11 protein-coding genes are annotated in these 14,936 nt (G+C 69.7%); 8 read left to right on the top strand and 3 right to left on the bottom strand.

Annotated elements, in window-relative coordinates; genetic code table 11:
- Positions 1 to 637: 637 nt before the first annotated feature.
- Positions 638 to 1,096: an SRPBCC family protein gene (locus ABKA19_RS11475; protein WP_353688995.1), complete on the top strand. Its 459-nt coding sequence runs from the start codon at positions 638 to 640 to the stop codon at positions 1,094 to 1,096.
- Between the two features lie 63 nt (positions 1,097 to 1,159).
- On the opposite strand, the gene upp is transcribed toward ABKA19_RS11475, so the two are convergent.
- Both upp and ABKA19_RS11465 read right to left on the bottom strand, forming a co-directional pair.
- A complete protein-coding gene (gene upp / locus ABKA19_RS11470; protein ID WP_353688994.1) occupies positions 1,160 to 1,792 on the bottom strand; it encodes a uracil phosphoribosyltransferase in 633 nt (210 codons plus the stop codon).
- A 112-nt stretch (positions 1,793 to 1,904) separates the two neighbouring features.
- A complete protein-coding gene (locus ABKA19_RS11465; protein WP_353688993.1) occupies positions 1,905 to 4,250 on the bottom strand; it encodes a TonB-dependent receptor plug domain-containing protein in 2,346 nt (781 codons plus the stop codon).
- A gap of 171 nt (positions 4,251 to 4,421) precedes the next feature.
- On the opposite strand from ABKA19_RS11465, the gene ABKA19_RS11460 reads away from it, so the two are divergent.
- The 3 genes from ABKA19_RS11460 to ABKA19_RS11450 are packed head-to-tail and all read left to right on the top strand — an operon-like array spanning position 4,422 to position 7,624.
- Positions 4,422 to 5,585, top strand: a complete 1,164-nt coding sequence (locus ABKA19_RS11460; RefSeq protein ID WP_353688992.1) for a phytase — start codon at positions 4,422 to 4,424, stop codon at positions 5,583 to 5,585.
- A complete protein-coding gene (locus ABKA19_RS11455; RefSeq protein ID WP_353688991.1) occupies positions 5,582 to 6,961 on the top strand; it encodes a purple acid phosphatase family protein in 1,380 nt (459 codons plus the stop codon). Before ABKA19_RS11460 ends, ABKA19_RS11455 begins: the two co-directional genes overlap by 4 nt.
- A 45-nt stretch (positions 6,962 to 7,006) precedes the next feature.
- Positions 7,007 to 7,624, top strand: a complete 618-nt coding sequence (locus tag ABKA19_RS11450) for an inorganic diphosphatase (protein WP_353688990.1) — start codon at positions 7,007 to 7,009, stop codon at positions 7,622 to 7,624.
- Positions 7,625 to 8,434: 810 nt separating this feature from the next.
- Here the strand turns inward: ABKA19_RS11450 and ABKA19_RS11445 are convergent.
- Positions 8,435 to 9,931 (bottom strand): aminotransferase class III-fold pyridoxal phosphate-dependent enzyme, encoded by a 1,497-nt coding sequence (locus ABKA19_RS11445; protein ID WP_353688989.1) that lies wholly within the window; start codon positions 9,929 to 9,931, stop codon positions 8,435 to 8,437.
- Between the two features lie 131 nt (positions 9,932 to 10,062).
- Between ABKA19_RS11445 and ABKA19_RS11440 the strand changes: the two genes are divergently transcribed.
- The 4 genes from ABKA19_RS11440 to yajC all read left to right on the top strand — a co-directional run bounded on the left by ABKA19_RS11440 (position 10,063) and on the right by yajC (position 14,924).
- Positions 10,063 to 10,494 carry an Lrp/AsnC family transcriptional regulator gene (locus ABKA19_RS11440; protein WP_162378555.1) on the top strand — a complete coding sequence of 144 codons (432 nt, stop codon included), beginning with the start codon at positions 10,063 to 10,065 and terminating at the stop codon, positions 10,492 to 10,494.
- Positions 10,495 to 10,729: 235 nt separating this feature from the next.
- Positions 10,730 to 11,782: a tRNA preQ1(34) S-adenosylmethionine ribosyltransferase-isomerase QueA gene (queA, locus tag ABKA19_RS11435; RefSeq protein WP_353689016.1), complete on the top strand. Its 1,053-nt coding sequence runs from the start codon at positions 10,730 to 10,732 to the stop codon at positions 11,780 to 11,782.
- Between the two features lie 808 nt (positions 11,783 to 12,590).
- Positions 12,591 to 13,706: a tRNA guanosine(34) transglycosylase Tgt gene (tgt, locus tag ABKA19_RS11430; protein ID WP_353688988.1), complete on the top strand. Its 1,116-nt coding sequence runs from the start codon at positions 12,591 to 12,593 to the stop codon at positions 13,704 to 13,706.
- A gap of 876 nt (positions 13,707 to 14,582) precedes the next feature.
- Positions 14,583 to 14,924: a preprotein translocase subunit YajC gene (gene yajC / locus ABKA19_RS11425; protein WP_162378557.1), complete on the top strand. Its 342-nt coding sequence runs from the start codon at positions 14,583 to 14,585 to the stop codon at positions 14,922 to 14,924.
- Positions 14,925 to 14,936: the final 12 nt, after the last annotated feature.

The raw sequence follows: 14,936 nt of genomic DNA, 5'->3' as shown, positions 1-14,936 counted from the left end.
CAGGTCGATGGCAACGGTACTAGCATGCATGGCGTGGACTCCTCTCGTGATCCCGTGTCCCGATCCAGTATCGGTCTGGCTCATCGAAGCCGTGTGGTGACGCGGGAGGAGTCCATCCCATCATTCAAGCCGAACCCGCTTCGCGGGTCGGCTTAATTCAGGCGTTGGGCGGCTATGGCTAGTAAATCGCGCGTGTGGTTCTCGCTGGGTGCGGTACTTAGCTTCCTCGCTTGCCTGTACTGCGCACTCTGGATTCTTTCTGCGGCAAGTCTGGCGTCTGGCTACTGCGGGGGCAGGTTCTCGCTCTTCGCAGAAGAGTTCCGTTGCCGCCAAGCCCACATCGCCATGCTGCTCGCGCTGGGCTTCGGCGTACTATCTAGCTACTTGGGGTGGCGAGCGGTTCGCGCGGATCATCGCGGCGCCGCCTAACAGTTCATTCAAGCCGAAGCGGTAGTTCCTACGGTTCAGTGGACACCCTGACCTAACCCTCAGAGTGCTCCCATGCCAAAGCCCGGCCCAAGAACAATCGGCCGTTACAGCGACGAGTTCGAAGTGCCGCCCTCCAGCTAAGCCAGCAACCTGGTGTGCTGGTCAGCGACGTCGCCCAGTCGCTTTCCATCCAATCCTGGTGATCGTCATGCCCGACCTCAACCGCATCCGGTTTGAAACCACCATCCAGGCTCCCGCGGACGTGGTGTGGCACCACATCACTTCTCTGGACAGCTACAAGCAGTGGACCTCGGCGTTCGCGGAGGGCTCGTACTTCCAGGGTTCCTGGGAGGAGGGGGCGAGGATCCGCTTCCTGGCGCCAAGCGGGGACGGGATGGTCTCGGAGATCGCCGAGAGCCGAAGGAACGAGTTCATTTCAATCCGCCACCTTGGATTCATCGCCAACGGTACGGAAGACATGACGAGCGAGGCCGTGCGCGCCTGGGCGCCGGCCTACGAGAATTACACGCTCCAGCCGGTACAGGGCGGCACCCGGCTCGTGATCGACCAGGACGTTCCCGCCGAATGGGCGGAGCACCTGGGTCAGGCTTGGCCGAAGGCACTGCGCCTGCTGGCTGGGCTTTGCGAGACCAGGGCTGCGAGCTGACCCTCGCTGAACCTGATCTGCGACCGCCTTTGCGGACGCGCGCTGGCGCCCGCCCGGGCGCGCTTACTCCACCCGCGTACCGAAGATCCGGTCGCCCGCATCGCCCAGGCCGGGCAGGATGTAGCCCTTTTCGTTGAGGCGCTGGTCGATCGCGGCGGTGTACACCGCCACGTCCGGGTGCGCGGCCTCCAGGTTGGCCAGGCCTTCCGGTGCGGCGACCAGGAAGATGCCCTTGATCCGGCGCGCGCCGGCGCGCTTGAGCATGTCGATGGTGGCGATGAGGGTGCCGCCGGTGGCCAGCATCGGGTCCAGGATCAGCGCGTCGCGTTCGTCCAGGCGGCCGGTCAGGCGTTCGAAGTAGGGCACCGGCTGCAGCGTTTCCTCGTCGCGCTGCAGGCCGACCACGCTGACCTTGGCCGCCGGGATCAGCGCGAGCACGCCCGGCAGCATGCCCAGGCCGGCGCGCAGGATCGGCACCACGGTGATCTTGGCCCCGGCGATGCGACGAACCTGCACTTCGCCGGCCCAGCCGGGCATGGTCGCCGCCTCGGTTTCCAGGTCGGCGGTGGCCTCGTAGGCGAGCAGGGTGCCCAGTTCGGTGACCAGTTCGCGGAAGCCCTTGGTGCTGAGCGCGGCGTCGCGCAGCAGGCCGATCTTGTGCTGGACCAGCGGGTGGCGGACTTCGACGGTCTTCATGGCGGCGGCTCCGGATTTGCGGGCAGTCTGCCTCAACGCGCCCGCCGGTTGGAAGCGCACGAACGGCAAGGGCCGGCTCGCGCCGGCCCTTCCGTGGCCCCACCGTCGCGGGTCAGAACGACCAGCGCATGACCAGCTGGTAGCGCGGGCCGGCCCACTCGGCCTCTTCCTCGTACTCGTCGAAATCCCGGTCCACCTGGTCGGCCTCGTTGTCGAACTTGCTGAAGTACTCGCGCTTCTTCGCGTCCAGCAGGTTGGTACCGCTCAGCCGCACCGAGAAGCTGTCACCGAAGCGCTTCTCGATGAACACCTCCAGGTCGGCGTCGTAGGTGGTGAGCACCTCTTCGCCGAGCACGCGCGAGAACGCATCGCCCTGCTTGCGGTAGCTGGCGCCGAAGGAGGCGGCCAGGTCCGGCAGGTCCTGGATGAAGCCGACGTTGTAGACGTACCTGGCCTGGTTGTTGAAGCGGCGCTTGCCGATGAAGTCCTCGATCTCGCTGTCCAGCCAGGAGTAGTTGGCGAACACGCCGGTGTTGGGCAGGCCGATCGCGGTCAGCGGCGTGGCCAGGTCCAACTCCACGCCCCAGACCTCGCCGTCGCCGACGTTGTCCATGGTGTAGATGAAGCTGTTCGGCTCGAACGGCACGGCCGCCTCGGCGGTGTCCTGGTCGACGCCGTTGTCGTCCATGTAGTCCTCGACGTCATCAGCCCAGTCGTCGTACGCGGCCTCGTTGGGCACGCCGGTGTTGACCAGCTCGATCACGTCCTTGACGTCGCGGTAGAAGAAGTTGATGCCGGCCACGCCCCGCTCGCCGAGCTGGTGCTCGAAGCCCAGGTCCAGGCCGTTGGCGGTCTCCGGCTCCAGCAGCGGATTGCCGATGAAGTCGTTGTCGCCGAACTCCTCCGACAGCAGGGCCGGGATGAGGTCGTTGAACGCCGGGCGGCGCAGGCTGCGGGCCAGCGAGAAGTTGATCCGGCTGGCCTCGGTCAGGTTCCACTTCAGGTGCGCCGACGGCAGCAGCACGTCGTAGTCCTGCGACACGGTTTCGGTGGGTTCGTCCAGGTCGGCGCGGTAGCGGATCTCCGAGTCGGTCGTCTCCCAGCGCAGGCCCGCCTCCCAGGAAAGCGCGCCGGCGGCGCTGGAGAACATCAGGTAGGGGTCGAGCCGGGTTTCGTCGATCAGGCTGTGGACCACGCCGTCGGCCTCGTAGACCACCGGATCGCCTTCGTCCTCGGCCTCGAAGGCGGAGTAGACGTGGGTGGTGTCGCGCTTCTTGTCGCGGTAGTCGACGCCGAACTCCATCCGCACCGCCGAGTCACCGACGCTGCGCTTGTGCGCGGCCCGCAGGCTGGTCTCGCGGTCGTCAACATCGATGTCCAGCGCCTCGGCCTCGTGCGCGTCCCACTCCCCGTCGACGAACTCGATCTTTTCCTCGCTCTCGTTGCTGCGGTCCTTGAAGCCGGCGTACTTGATGCCGAACTCGGTGGTGCCGCCGGCCATGTTCTGCGCATGGCCCAGGCCCAGGCCCCAGTTGGACTGGTCCACGTCGACCCGGCCCGGCACGTCGGAGGTCACGACCTCGTCGCCGTCGTATTCCTCCTCGTGGGACACCTCGACCTGCTCGCGGTCGGTCTTCACGTAGAAGCCGTCGATCGACACCCGGCCGGTCTGGCCGACGTCGGCGGTGTAGGACACGTTGCCCGAGTAGTCCTGGCCGTCGCGGGTGTCGGTCTGGTCTTCCCAGGACACCAGGTTCCTGTCGTCGGGGTTGTCGAAGCGGTCGCTGCGCTTGACCTTGGGGTTGTAGCGGTCCTGCACGTTGAAGCCGGCCAGGATGCGGCCGCCCAGCGCCGCGCCGGAGGCCACGCCGCCGAAGGTCGGCTGCGCTTCGCCGTCGTCGTAGCGCATCGCGCCCACGCGCAGGTAGGCGCCGTCGAACTCGTAGGCATCGCGCAGGATGATGTTGATCGCGCCGGCGATCGCGTCGCCGGAGCGGTTGGCGCTGCCGGAGCGGATGATCTCGATCCGCTCGACCATCTCGGCCGGGATCCGGTCCACCCAGAACGAGCGGTCGTCGCCGGCGCCGGGCACGTCCTTGCCGTTGATCAGCACGCGGGTGTAGCCCGGCGCCAGGCCGCGCAGCTGCACGGCGTCGTACTCCAGCACGTCGGAGACGAACACCGCGCTGGGCAGGCGCTTGATCATGTCGCCCACGGTGGACGGCTCGAAGCGCTGGAAGTACTCCAGGTCGTAGGAGAGCGCCGGGGCGATGTCGGCGGTGCGGTTGCGGTAGGTGATCTCGCCCTGCACCACCACGGTGTCGAGCTGGCGCGGCTCGCCGGCCGGATCGGCGGCGCCGTCCGGCGAGGCGGAGTAGGCGAACGCGGCGCCGGTGGGCAACAGGGTGGCGCAGGCGATGGCGTGTGACAGGCCGATGGTCAGGGCGTGGCGTTTCATCTGCAGGGAAGTTCCGTGGGGTGGAAAATGAACGGAACTTTCACCCGGCGATGTGGCACGCATGTGACACGCAACCGCGCTGTCATCCGCGCATCGCGCTACTCGCGATTGTCACAATTGCTTCATAGGATGCCTCGCATTTCTTCGAACCTTCGCAAAGGGGACAGCTGCATGGACTTCCGCTTCCTGGCACCGGCGCTCGCGCTTCTGCTTGCCGCCTGTTCGGCCGATCCGCCCGATCCGGCTGCGACTTCGGTTGCGGCTCCGGCCGACGCTCCGGCCGACGCGCGCGAACCCGACGAGTACGAGGCTGACGACGTCCTGTTGCGGGACCATGACGTCGCGCACGTGGTGGTGAAGGAAGCCTTCGTGACCCCGTCCACGCCGGAGGAGAACATCGATTCGCCGGCCAGCTGGCTGCAGGACGGCAAGCGCATGCTGGTGGCCAGCGCCAAGGCGACCGACCAGCTGGTCGTCTACGACGGCGATACCGGCCAGCGCCTGCGCACGGTCGGCGGCACCGGTACCGCGCTGGGCCAGCTGCAGCGCCCCAACGGCGTGGCCACCATCGACGACCGCTACCTGTTCGTGGTCGAGCGCGACAACCGCCGCGTGCAGATGTTCCAGCTGCCGGACTTCACCCCGCTGCTGGCCTTCGGTGCCGACGCGCTGCAGCAGCCGTACGGCCTGTGGGTGCAGCCGAAGGGCGAGGGCTACGAGGTGCTGGTCAGCGATGCCTACATGGCCGGCGAGGATGCGCAGGGCGAGGACATCGTTCCGCCGCTGGCGCAGCTGGACCGCCGCTTCCGCCGCTACGAGGTGGCGCAGGCGGGCGGCCAGTGGACGGCGCGCGACGCCGGTGCCTTCGGCGATACCGGCGCGGCCGGGGCGATCCGCGTGCCCGAGTCGCTGTTCGGCGACGCGGCCAACAATCGCCTGCTGGTGGCCGAGGAGGACGTGCCGACCGGCACCCTGCTGCGCGAGTACGACCTGCAGGGCCGCTACCTCGGGCGCGACGTCGGCAAGGGCCAGTACGTGGCCCAGGCCGAGGGCATCGCCCTGATGCGTTGCGCCGACGGCAGCGGCTGGTGGGTGGCCAGCGACCAGTTCGCCGACCGCACGGTGTTCCACCTGTTCGATCGCCGAAGCCTGGCGCATGTGGGGTCGTTCGCCGGCGAGGTGACCGGATTGACCGATGGCGTGTGGCTGGACGAGCGCGGCGATGAGAGGTTCCCGCAGGGCGTGTTCTACGCCTCGCACCTGGACCTAGGCGTGGCCGCGTTCGACTGGCGCGAGATCGCCGCGGCGCTGGAGCTGCGGGAGTGCCGGCGTTGAGCCGGGGCATGCCGCTGCGCGCGCTGCTCGGCCTGCTGCTGTGCGCCGGCTGCGCGCCGCTGTGGGCGCAGGACGCCGCGCGTGCGCCGGAGCCGAACACCCGCGTGCCCGCCGGCGTCGTGCGCTATGCGCCGAGCGTGTTCCCCGACCGCATCGTGCTGTCGCCGGCGCAGGACGCCGCGCACGGCTTCGCGGTGGCCTGGCGCACCGACGCGACGGTGGCCGCGCCCGTGCTGGAGATCGTGCCGGCCGGCGATTCGCCGGACATGGGCACGCCGCGGCAGGTGCGCGCCAGCTCGCGCGAGCTGCGCACCGAAAACGGCATCGCCCGGCACCACCGCGCCGAGGTGGACGGCCTGCAGGCCGACACCCTGTACGCCTGGCGCGTGCAGGGCGGCGGCACCTGGAGCGCCTGGCACCACACCCGCACCGCGCCGGAGCCGGGCGCGCCGCTGGCGCTGCTGTATTTCGGCGACACCCAGAACAAGAACGTCAGCCTGACCACGCGCGTGGTCCGCGAGGCGATGCGCCACGCCCCCGACGCGCGGCTGGCGCTGTTCGCGGGCGACCTGGTCAGCGGCGGCGATGGCGAGGACGACAACGAATGGGGCGAGTGGTTCGAGGCCAACGAATCGCTGCCGACCTCGATGGCGGTGGCGCCGGCGCCGGGCAACCACGAGTACTTCGAGGAGTTCGAGGACACGCCGCGGGAACGCCGGGTACTCGGTGCGCATTGGCCGCTGCAGTTCGCGCTGCCCGGCAACGGCGCGCCGGGCGCGGAGCGGACCAGTTACTGGTTCGACTACCAGGACGTCCGGGTGGCGGTGATCGACGGCACCTCCGCGCTGGACCTGGGCACGGCGCAGGCACAGGCGCGCTGGCTCGACGGGGTGCTGGCGGCCAGTCCGCACCGCTGGAACATCGTGGTGACCCACCAGCCGTTCTATTCGCCGCGCGCCGGTCGCGACAACGAGTTGCTGCGCAAGCACCTGCTGCCGGTGATCCGCCGGCACGCGGTGGACCTGGTGCTGCAGGGCCACGACCATGTCTACGGCCGGCGCCTGCCGGGCGAAGCGCCGACGCCGGTGTTCGTGGTCTCGGTGGCCGGCGCCAAGCAGTACCGGCTGTCGGAGCAGGCGCGCCGGACCATGCGTCCGGTGGCCGAGGACACGCAGCTGTTCCAGGTCGTGCGCATCGATGGCGCGCGCCTGCGCTACGAGGCGCGCACCGCCACCGGGCGCCTGTACGACGCGTTCGAGTTGCGCGACGACGGCAATGCGAAATCGCTGGTGGACCTGCCGGAGGGCCGCATCGACCAGCGCCGGTGCGAGCGCGCGAAGACGCTGAAGGGGCGCGCGGACCGGTGCTGGGAATAAGCGCCGCGGCAGCGCACATCCGCTTTTCTCCCTGACGAGGACACCATGTCGATTCTGTTCCTGCGCCTGCCGCCCTTCCTGCTGTTGCTCCTGTCGCTGTCAGCCGTGGCCGGCGGCCGCGATGCGTACGTGGGCCATCCGTTCCTGGCCACGCAGCCGGCGCAGGCGCCGGCGGAGGTGCTGCTGGCGGTGGAGATTCCGGCGGGGACGTCGGTCAAGTACGAGATCGGCGAGGATGGCCTGGTGTTCGTCGACCGGGTGCTGTCGATGCCGGTGGCCTATCCGGCGAACTACGGTTCGATGCCGCGCACGCTGGCCGGCGATGGCGATCCGCTCGACGCGCTTGTGCTGACCCGGCAGCCGCTGCATCCGGGCGTGCTGGTGCGCTTCCGCCCGGTCGCGGTGCTGCGCATGACCGACAAGGGCGAGCAGGACGAGAAGATCATCGGCGTGCCGGTCGACCAGGTCGATCCCACCTATGCCGGCATCCGCGACCTGGTCGACCTGCCGGCGATCGAGCGGCAGCGGATCGAGGCGTTCTTCCGGGTCTACAAGGACCTGCCGGAAGGCGGCAATGCGGTGCGGCTGGCCGGGTGGGGCGACGCCGCCGAGGCGCGGGCGCGGGTGGCGGAGTCGCTGGCACGGTTCGGCAGCGGGGACTAGCGGCGGGCTGCGATGGCAACGGCCTGCTTCCGGCAGCGAGCGAGGGCAGGGCGACCATGACCGCAACCGCAGCCGCAACCGCAGGAGCGCTGCTTGTGGTCGGCTTCGGTGGGAGCCGCGATGGGCCGGGGGTGTCGCGGCCGGCTCGGCGGCACATCCCTGTGCCGACGATCCGGCGCGGACATCCCTGTCCGCTCCCGCGACACCCCCGGCCCACCGCGTCTTCGGGGGGCTTTCGGGTCGCGTCTCCGCTCCGCATGTGTGTAGGAGCCGATTTATCGGCGACCCGACGCCGTCGGCCCGGACGACACCCAAGGGGTCAGATGCCCCGGTCGCCCATGAGGATGGGCTCCTACAGGAAGCAAAGCGGTTTTTGAGGCGCTTTCGGGTCGTGGCTCCGCTCTGCGTGTGTGTAGGAGCCGATTTATCGGCGACCCGACGGCGTCGGCACGGACGACACCCAGGGGGTCAGATGCCCCGGTCGCCCATGAGGATGGGCTCCTACAGGAAGCACGGCGGCCTGATCGTTGGGTGCGTCAGCTTCTGTCCAACGGAGTGTGGCGTCCAACGTCGCCCGAGGACGCCGTACCCCGGGGGCCGGGCGCAAGTGGCACATGGATGTGCCACGGCCGCTCGTAAAGGCAGGATGCCGTCCCGAGGGGTAAGCCCGGCCTCCGGGGTGCGGCGGCCCCTTCCGGAGCGGGGCTTCGCTCTTTTCCAGTCAAGCGCGGGCGTCTGGAGCCGCGGCTTCGCTCCGGGTCCGTCGGCGGCGACCCCTTCCTGAGCCGAGACCGGATCCTGCCTCTCGCCTCAGGCCGCCGACGCCTGCTGCCGCTGCGGCCCCTCGCGCAGGGCGCGGCCGACCATGGAGACCAGCAGGTCCAGTTCGGCCTCGTCCATGCCGAAGTGCGGGGTGAAGCGCAGCGAGTTCTCGCCGCCATGGATCACGTTGACGCCGTGCTGGCGCAGCCACTCCTCGGTGGAGCCCGAGCCATAACACTTGAACTGCGGGGCCAGTTCGCACGAGAACAGCAGGCCGGTGCCCTGGACCTTGGTGATCAGGCCGCCGAGCGAGGCCTTGAGCTGTTCGAGCTTCTGCAGCGCCTGGGCGCCGCGCACGCGGATGTTCTCGGCCACCTGCGGGGTGAACATCGCCAGGGTGGCGCAGGCCACGTCCAGTGCGCGCGGGTTGGTGGTCATGGTGTTGCCGTACACGCCCTTGCGGTACAGCGAGGCGGCGTGCGCGGTCACCGCCAGCACCGACAGCGGGAACTGGGCGGCGTTGAGCGCCTTGGAATAGGTCTCCATGTCCGGCGGCTGCACGCCCTCGAAGCCGGGGTAGTCCACCAGCGACAGCACGCCGTGCGCGCGCAGGCCGGCCTGGATCGAGTCGACCAGCAGCAGGCTGCCGTGTTCGGCCGTGAGCTCGCGCGCGGCGGCGTAGAACTCCACCGGCACGGCGCGGCCCGGGTCGCCTTCGCCCATCACCGGCTCCAGGAACACCGCTTCGATGAACCAGCCGCGCTTGCCCGCCTCGGCGAAGGCCTGGCGCAGGGCGGCCACGTCGTAGGGCGGGATCACGATCACCGAGTCTTCGCCACGATAGCTGGCCAGGTGCTGCACGTAGGCGCGGCGGCTGGAATCGGAATACAGGCCCGGGCGGTCGGTGCGGCCGTGGAAGCTGCCCTTGACCACCAGCCGCTTGATCGTGGCGCCGGCGTGGCGCGCGCCGGGGTCGGTCTGCAGCTTGGCGTTGATGTCGACGATGCGGGTGGCCAGGCCGACCGCTTCGGAACCGGAGTTGAGGCACATGAAGCGCTCGTAGGGGCAGCCGCCGCGGGCCTGTCCGATCCGCTCGCGCAGCGCGCTGGCGAAGCGGCGCTGGGCCAGGCTGGGGGTCATCACGTTGGCCATCACCTGCGGCCGGGCCATCGCCTCCAGCACCGGGCCCGGGGTGTGGCCGAAGCCGAGCATGCCGTAGCCGCCGGCGTCGTACAGCACCGCGCCCTTGAGCGTGACCACCCAGGGGCCGCGGGCGGCCAGGGCCACGTAGGGAGTGACGCAGTCGTCGGCGTAGAAATTGACGAAGCCGGCCTGCAGGGCATCGATCTGCGCCGCCTCGTCCAGGTCCAGCAGGTCGGCCGCTTCCCCGCGGACGCGCTCGTATTCGGCGGCGGCCGCGGCGATGGCGGCGGCCAGGTCCGGGTGTGAGGCGGCCAGGCCGGCGACGGTGGCGTCGTCCAGGCCGGCGGTCAGGCGCTGGCCGGCGTGGGCGCGCAGGGGGGCAAGGGGGGCGAGGATGGACATGCGGTTCTCCCGGGACCGGCGGATGCTTTCCCTATTATCTGGATGGGATCGTCGATTGGCAGCTATGATCCGGCAGGAATCCGGCGATTTTCGTCGGATCGACGAAATCTGCTGGGCAAAAGGGTGCGCGAGTGAAGATCACCGAGGCCGACGAGCAACTGCTCTCCCTGCTGCGCGAGGACGCACGCGCCTCGACCGCGCAGATCGCCCGCCGCCTGGACCTGTCGCGGACCACGGTGCAGAGCCGGATCGACCGGCTCGAGCGGGCCGGGGTGATCCGCGGCTACACCGTGCGCGTGGACGAGGGCGTGGAGCAGGCGCGGATCCGGGCCCACATCATGATCACGGTGCTGCCCAAGAAGATGGCGGCGGTGGTCAAGGAGCTGCACGGCATCCCCGAGGTGCGCACCCTGCAGTCGGTGAGCGGCTCCTTCGACCTGGTCGCGCTGGGCGTGGTGGGCGATGTCCACCAGATGGACGTGCTGACCGACCGGATCGGCGCGATCGACGGGGTCGAGCGCACCTCCACCTCGATCGTGCTGTCGACCAAGTTCGAGCGCTGAGTCGCGCAGGCACGTGTCATCGCCCACGTAGAGCGGGGCTCGCCCCGCTGCTCCCGCGAAGGCGCTGCGTGTAGAGCGGGGCTTGCCCCGCTGCTCCCGCGAAGGCGCGGGCGGCGGGCGTCGGCAGCGGGGCAAGCCCCGCTCTACGGGTCCCGGGGCCGCGCGCGGCGGGCCGGTACAATGGCCGGCTTCCGCGGGCGCACGGTGGCGCCCGGTTGCACGCATGGCCGATGCCTTGAAGAAGTCCGACTTCCATTACGAGCTGCCCGAGGAGCTGATCGCCCAGGCTCCGCTGCCCGAGCGCTCGGCCAGCCGGCTGTTGCTGGTGCCGCCGGGCCAGGCCGCGTTTTCCGACCTGCACGTGCGCGACCTGCCGGGCCTGCTGCAGCCGGGCGACCTGCTGGTGTTCAACGACACCCGGGTGATCCCGGCGCGGCTGTTCGGGCAGAAGGACAGTGGCGGGCGGGTGGAGATCCTGATCGAGCGGCTGCTGCCAGGCGAGCAGGCGCGGGCGCAGGTGCGCGCCAGCAAGTCGCCCAAGGCCGGCAGCCGGATCGTGCTCGATGGCGGCGGCCACGCGCAGGTGCTCGGCCGCGACGGCGAGTTCTATCAGTTGCACTTCGAGGTCGAGGGTGGGCTGGAGCCGTGGCTGCTCAAGGTAGGCCGTCTGCCGTTGCCGCCGTACATCCGCCGCGAACCTGGTCAGGACGACGCCGAGCGCTACCAGACCGTGTTCGCCCGCCAGGTCGGCGCGGTGGCCGCGCCCACCGCGGGCCTGCATTTCGACGAGGCGCTGCTGGCCACGCTGCGCGAACGCGGGATCCAGTTCGGCCATGTGACCCTGCACGTGGGCGCGGGCACGTTCCAGCCGGTGAGGGTGGAAGACGTGCGCCAGCACACCATGCACAGCGAGTGGCTCAACGTCGGCGCCGAGCTGGTCGCGCAGGTGCGCCGCACGCGCGAGGCGGGGGGGAGGGTGGTCGCGGTGGGCACGACGGTGGTGCGCGCGCTGGAAAGTGCATGGCATTGCAGCGAGGCGATGCCGGAGGGCGAGCTGCGGCCGTTCGCCGGCGAGACCCGGATCTTCATCTTCCCTGGTTACCGGATCCGCAGTGTCGATGCGCTGCTGACCAACTTCCACCTGCCGGAAAGCACGCTGCTGATGCTGGTGTCGGCTTTCGCCGGCAAGGAGCGGATTTTCGACGCCTACCGGCATGCCGTGGAGCAGCGCTACCGGTTCTTCTCATACGGCGACGCGATGCTGCTGTGGGGGCAGTCTCCGCGGTAACGGCTGCGGGTGGGTGTGCCGCATCGGAGCCATTTCGACGGCTTCGAACGACCGCAACCGCCACGGCGATTGCAAGAGCGCCGTGCCAATCGGCTTCGGCGGGAGCCGCGGTGGGCCGGAGGTGTCGCGGCCGGCTCGGCGGCACATCCCTGTGCCGACGATCCGGCGCGGACATCCCTGTCCGCTCCCGCGACACCCCCGGCCCACCGCGTCTTCGGAGGCTTCTGGGTCGCCGCTTCGCTCTTCATGTAGGAGCCGATTCATCGGCGACCCAACGTCATCGGCGCAGGTGACCCTTCATCGTTCGACGCCCGGTCGCCCATGAGGATGGGCTCCTACAGGAGCGAAGCGGCGATTGAGGTGCAGGGCGCTGTTTCCTCAGTGTAGGAGCCGGTTCATCGGCGACCCGAGGCGTTCTGCGCAGGCGGCGCGCCCGTGGTCCGACGCCCGGTCGCCCATGAGGATGGGCTCCTACAGGGAGCGCGGCGGCGATCAAGGTGCAGGGCGCTGTTTCCTCAGTGTAGGAGCCGCCGATTCATCGGCGACCCGAGGCGTTCTGCGCAGGCGGCGCGCTCGTGGTCCGACGCCCGGTCGCCCATGAGGATGGGCTCCTACAGGAGCAAAACGGCGATAGCGCATCGTCGCTGGGAGGCCGTCCCGAGGGGTAAGCCGCCCCCGGGGTGCGGCGGCCCCGTCCGGAGCCAGGCTCCTGCGCTTTTCAAGGTTCGGGATCCGGCTGGAGCGCCGCGCTCCGCCCCCATTCCCCGGCGATCGGCGACAATACGGCCCCGCAAGCCCGACCGGTTCCATGTCCCGACTGCAGTTCCAGCTCCAGAGCACCGACGGCACCGCCCGGCGCGGCCGCCTGACTTTCCCGCGCGGCACGGTGGAGACGCCGGCGTTCATGCCGGTGGGCACCTATGGTTCGGTCAAGGGCGTGCTGCCGGACCAGGTGCGCGCGCTGGGCGCGGAGATCATCCTCGGCAACACCTTCCACCTGTACCTGCGCCCGGGCCTCGACGTCATTGGCGCGCACGGCGGGCTGCACGGCTTCACCCGCTGGGACGGGCCGATCCTGACCGACTCCGGCGGCTTCCAGGTGTTCTCGCTGGCGCACCGGCGCAAGATCACCGAGCAGGGCGTGACCTTCGCCTCGCCGACCGACGGGGCCAAGGTGTTCCTCGGCCCGGAGGAGAGCATGCGCATCCAGCAGGTGCTCGACTCGGACGTGGTGATGATCTTCGACGAGTGCACGCCGTATCCGGCGACCGAGGACGTGGCGCGCCGATCGATGGAGCTGAGCCTGCGCTGGGCGCGGCGCTCGCGCGACGCGCACGACGGCCTGGGCAACGACGCGGCGCTGTTCGGCATCGTCCAGGGCAGCGTGTATCCGGACCTGCGCAGCCGTTCGCTGGACGGGCTGCAGGCGATCGGCTTCGACGGCTACGCGATCGGCGGACTTGCGGTAGGCGAGCCCGAGCACGAGCGCAACGCCATGCTCGAGCACCTGCATCCGCGCCTGCCGGCCGACCGGCCCCGCTACCTGATGGGCGTGGGCCGGCCCGAGGACCTGGTGGAAGGCGTGGCCCGCGGCGTGGACATGTTCGACTGCGTGATGCCGACGCGCAATGCGCGCAACGGCCACTATTTCACCTCGTTCGGCACGGTGCGCATCCGCAATGCGAAGTACGAGCGCGACCTGGACCCTATCGAGCCGGGCTGCGGCTGCGTGGCCTGCGCCGGCGGCTATACCCGCAGCTACCTGCGCCACCTGGACCGCTGCAACGAGATGCTCGCGCCGATGCTCGGCACGCTGCACAACCTCTGGTACTACCAGAAGCTGATGGCGGACATGCGTGAGGCGATCGCGCAGGGGCGGTTCGAGGCGTTCCGCAGGGCGTTCTACGCAGCACGCGGCGGATAGGCCCGGCGGTGTGCCTGTGGAGTTCGATGGCCGCAACCGCAACCGCAGGAGCGCCGGTCGAGGTCGACTTCGGTGGGAACCGCGACAGCCCCGGCGCACCGCGTCTTCGGGAGCTTTCGGGTCGTAGCTCCGCTCTCTGCATGTGTAGGAGCCGATTTATCGGCGACCCGACGGCGTCGGCACGGATGACGCCCTGGCGGTGAGACGCCCTGGTCGCCCATGAGGATGGGCTCCTACAGGAACGCAGCGGCTTTTGAGGGGCTTTCGGATCACTGCTCCGCTCTGCATGTGTAGGCGCCGATTCATAGGCGACCCGACGCCGTCGGCACGGACGACGCCTCGGCGGTCAGATGCCCCGGTCGCCCATGAGGATGGGCTCCTACAGGAAGCGCGGGGGCGTCGTGGTCGACGGGCGCCGCGTCAGTCTCGGGCGGACGGAGTGGTGATCTTTCAGGTCGCCCGAGGACGTCGTACCCCGGGGGCCGGGCGCAAGTGGCACATGGATGTGCCACGGCCCCTCGTAAAGGCAGGATGCCGTCCCGAGGGGTAAGCCCGGCCCCCGGGGTGCGGCGGCCCCGTCCGGCGCCGAGGCTTTGCTTTTCACTCCGCAAAGCGACGGGCTGGTCGGGAACTCCGCCCTGAAGGGACGGTCCCTGCTGCGTCGTCTCCCGACGCGTCGTCATCCCGGCCTGGTCCGCATCGAGCCGTGGCGGTCGCGGAGCAACGGTCCGCGGGCGCCGGCCGCTACCGTTCGGCGGCCGGGGGTGCCGCCGGGAACCCCCGGCCGCGAAAAACGGTCCGAACGGGCTTGGAAAGGGGCCGCTGCGTCCCTATGGCATAATCCGCGGCTATTTTCCGCACAACCGGACGATCCCGATGAGCTTCCTCGATTTCCTGATCCCGACCGCCCACGCCCAGGCCGCCGCCGGCCAGCCGCAGGGTGGTGGCTTCGGCATGCTGCTGTTCCCGATCATCCTGATCGCGATCATGTACTTCCTGATGATCCGCCCGCAGATGAAGCGGCAGAAGGAACACAAGGCGATGCTGGACAAGCTCTCGCGCGGCGACGAGGTCCTGACCTCGGGCGGCCTGGCCGGCGTGGTCACCGACATCGGCGACAACTTCGTCACCGTCGAGATCGCCGACAACGTCCGCATCCGCGTGCAGAAGGGCGCCATCGGCAACGTCCTGCCCAAGGGCACCCTGAAGTCCGCCTGATCCTCCCGTCCC

Origin of the sequence: Pseudoxanthomonas sp. Soil82, from assembly GCF_040446535.1 — a bacterium.
In the GTDB taxonomy this organism is placed as follows: domain Bacteria; phylum Pseudomonadota; class Gammaproteobacteria; order Xanthomonadales; family Xanthomonadaceae; genus Pseudoxanthomonas; species Pseudoxanthomonas kaohsiungensis.
This window is presented reverse-complemented; position numbering and strand designations above follow the sequence as displayed.

What these genes read in the sequence shown, in the direction of transcription:
- ABKA19_RS11475 (WP_353688995.1), top strand. Translation starts at nt 638, where the DNA reads ATGCCCGACCTCAACCGCATCCGGTTTGAAACCACCATCCAGGCTCCC.
- upp (WP_353688994.1), bottom strand. Translation starts at nt 1,792, where the DNA reads ATGAAGACCGTCGAAGTCCGCCACCCGCTGGTCCAGCACAAGATCGGC.
- ABKA19_RS11465 (WP_353688993.1), bottom strand. Translation starts at nt 4,250, where the DNA reads ATGAAACGCCACGCCCTGACCATCGGCCTGTCACACGCCATCGCCTGC.
- ABKA19_RS11460 (WP_353688992.1), top strand. Translation starts at nt 4,422, where the DNA reads ATGGACTTCCGCTTCCTGGCACCGGCGCTCGCGCTTCTGCTTGCCGCC.
- ABKA19_RS11450 (WP_353688990.1), top strand. Translation starts at nt 7,007, where the DNA reads ATGTCGATTCTGTTCCTGCGCCTGCCGCCCTTCCTGCTGTTGCTCCTG.
- ABKA19_RS11445 (WP_353688989.1), bottom strand. Translation starts at nt 9,931, where the DNA reads ATGTCCATCCTCGCCCCCCTTGCCCCCCTGCGCGCCCACGCCGGCCAG.
- tgt (WP_353688988.1), top strand. Translation starts at nt 12,591, where the DNA reads ATGTCCCGACTGCAGTTCCAGCTCCAGAGCACCGACGGCACCGCCCGG.
- yajC (WP_162378557.1), top strand. Translation starts at nt 14,583, where the DNA reads ATGAGCTTCCTCGATTTCCTGATCCCGACCGCCCACGCCCAGGCCGCC.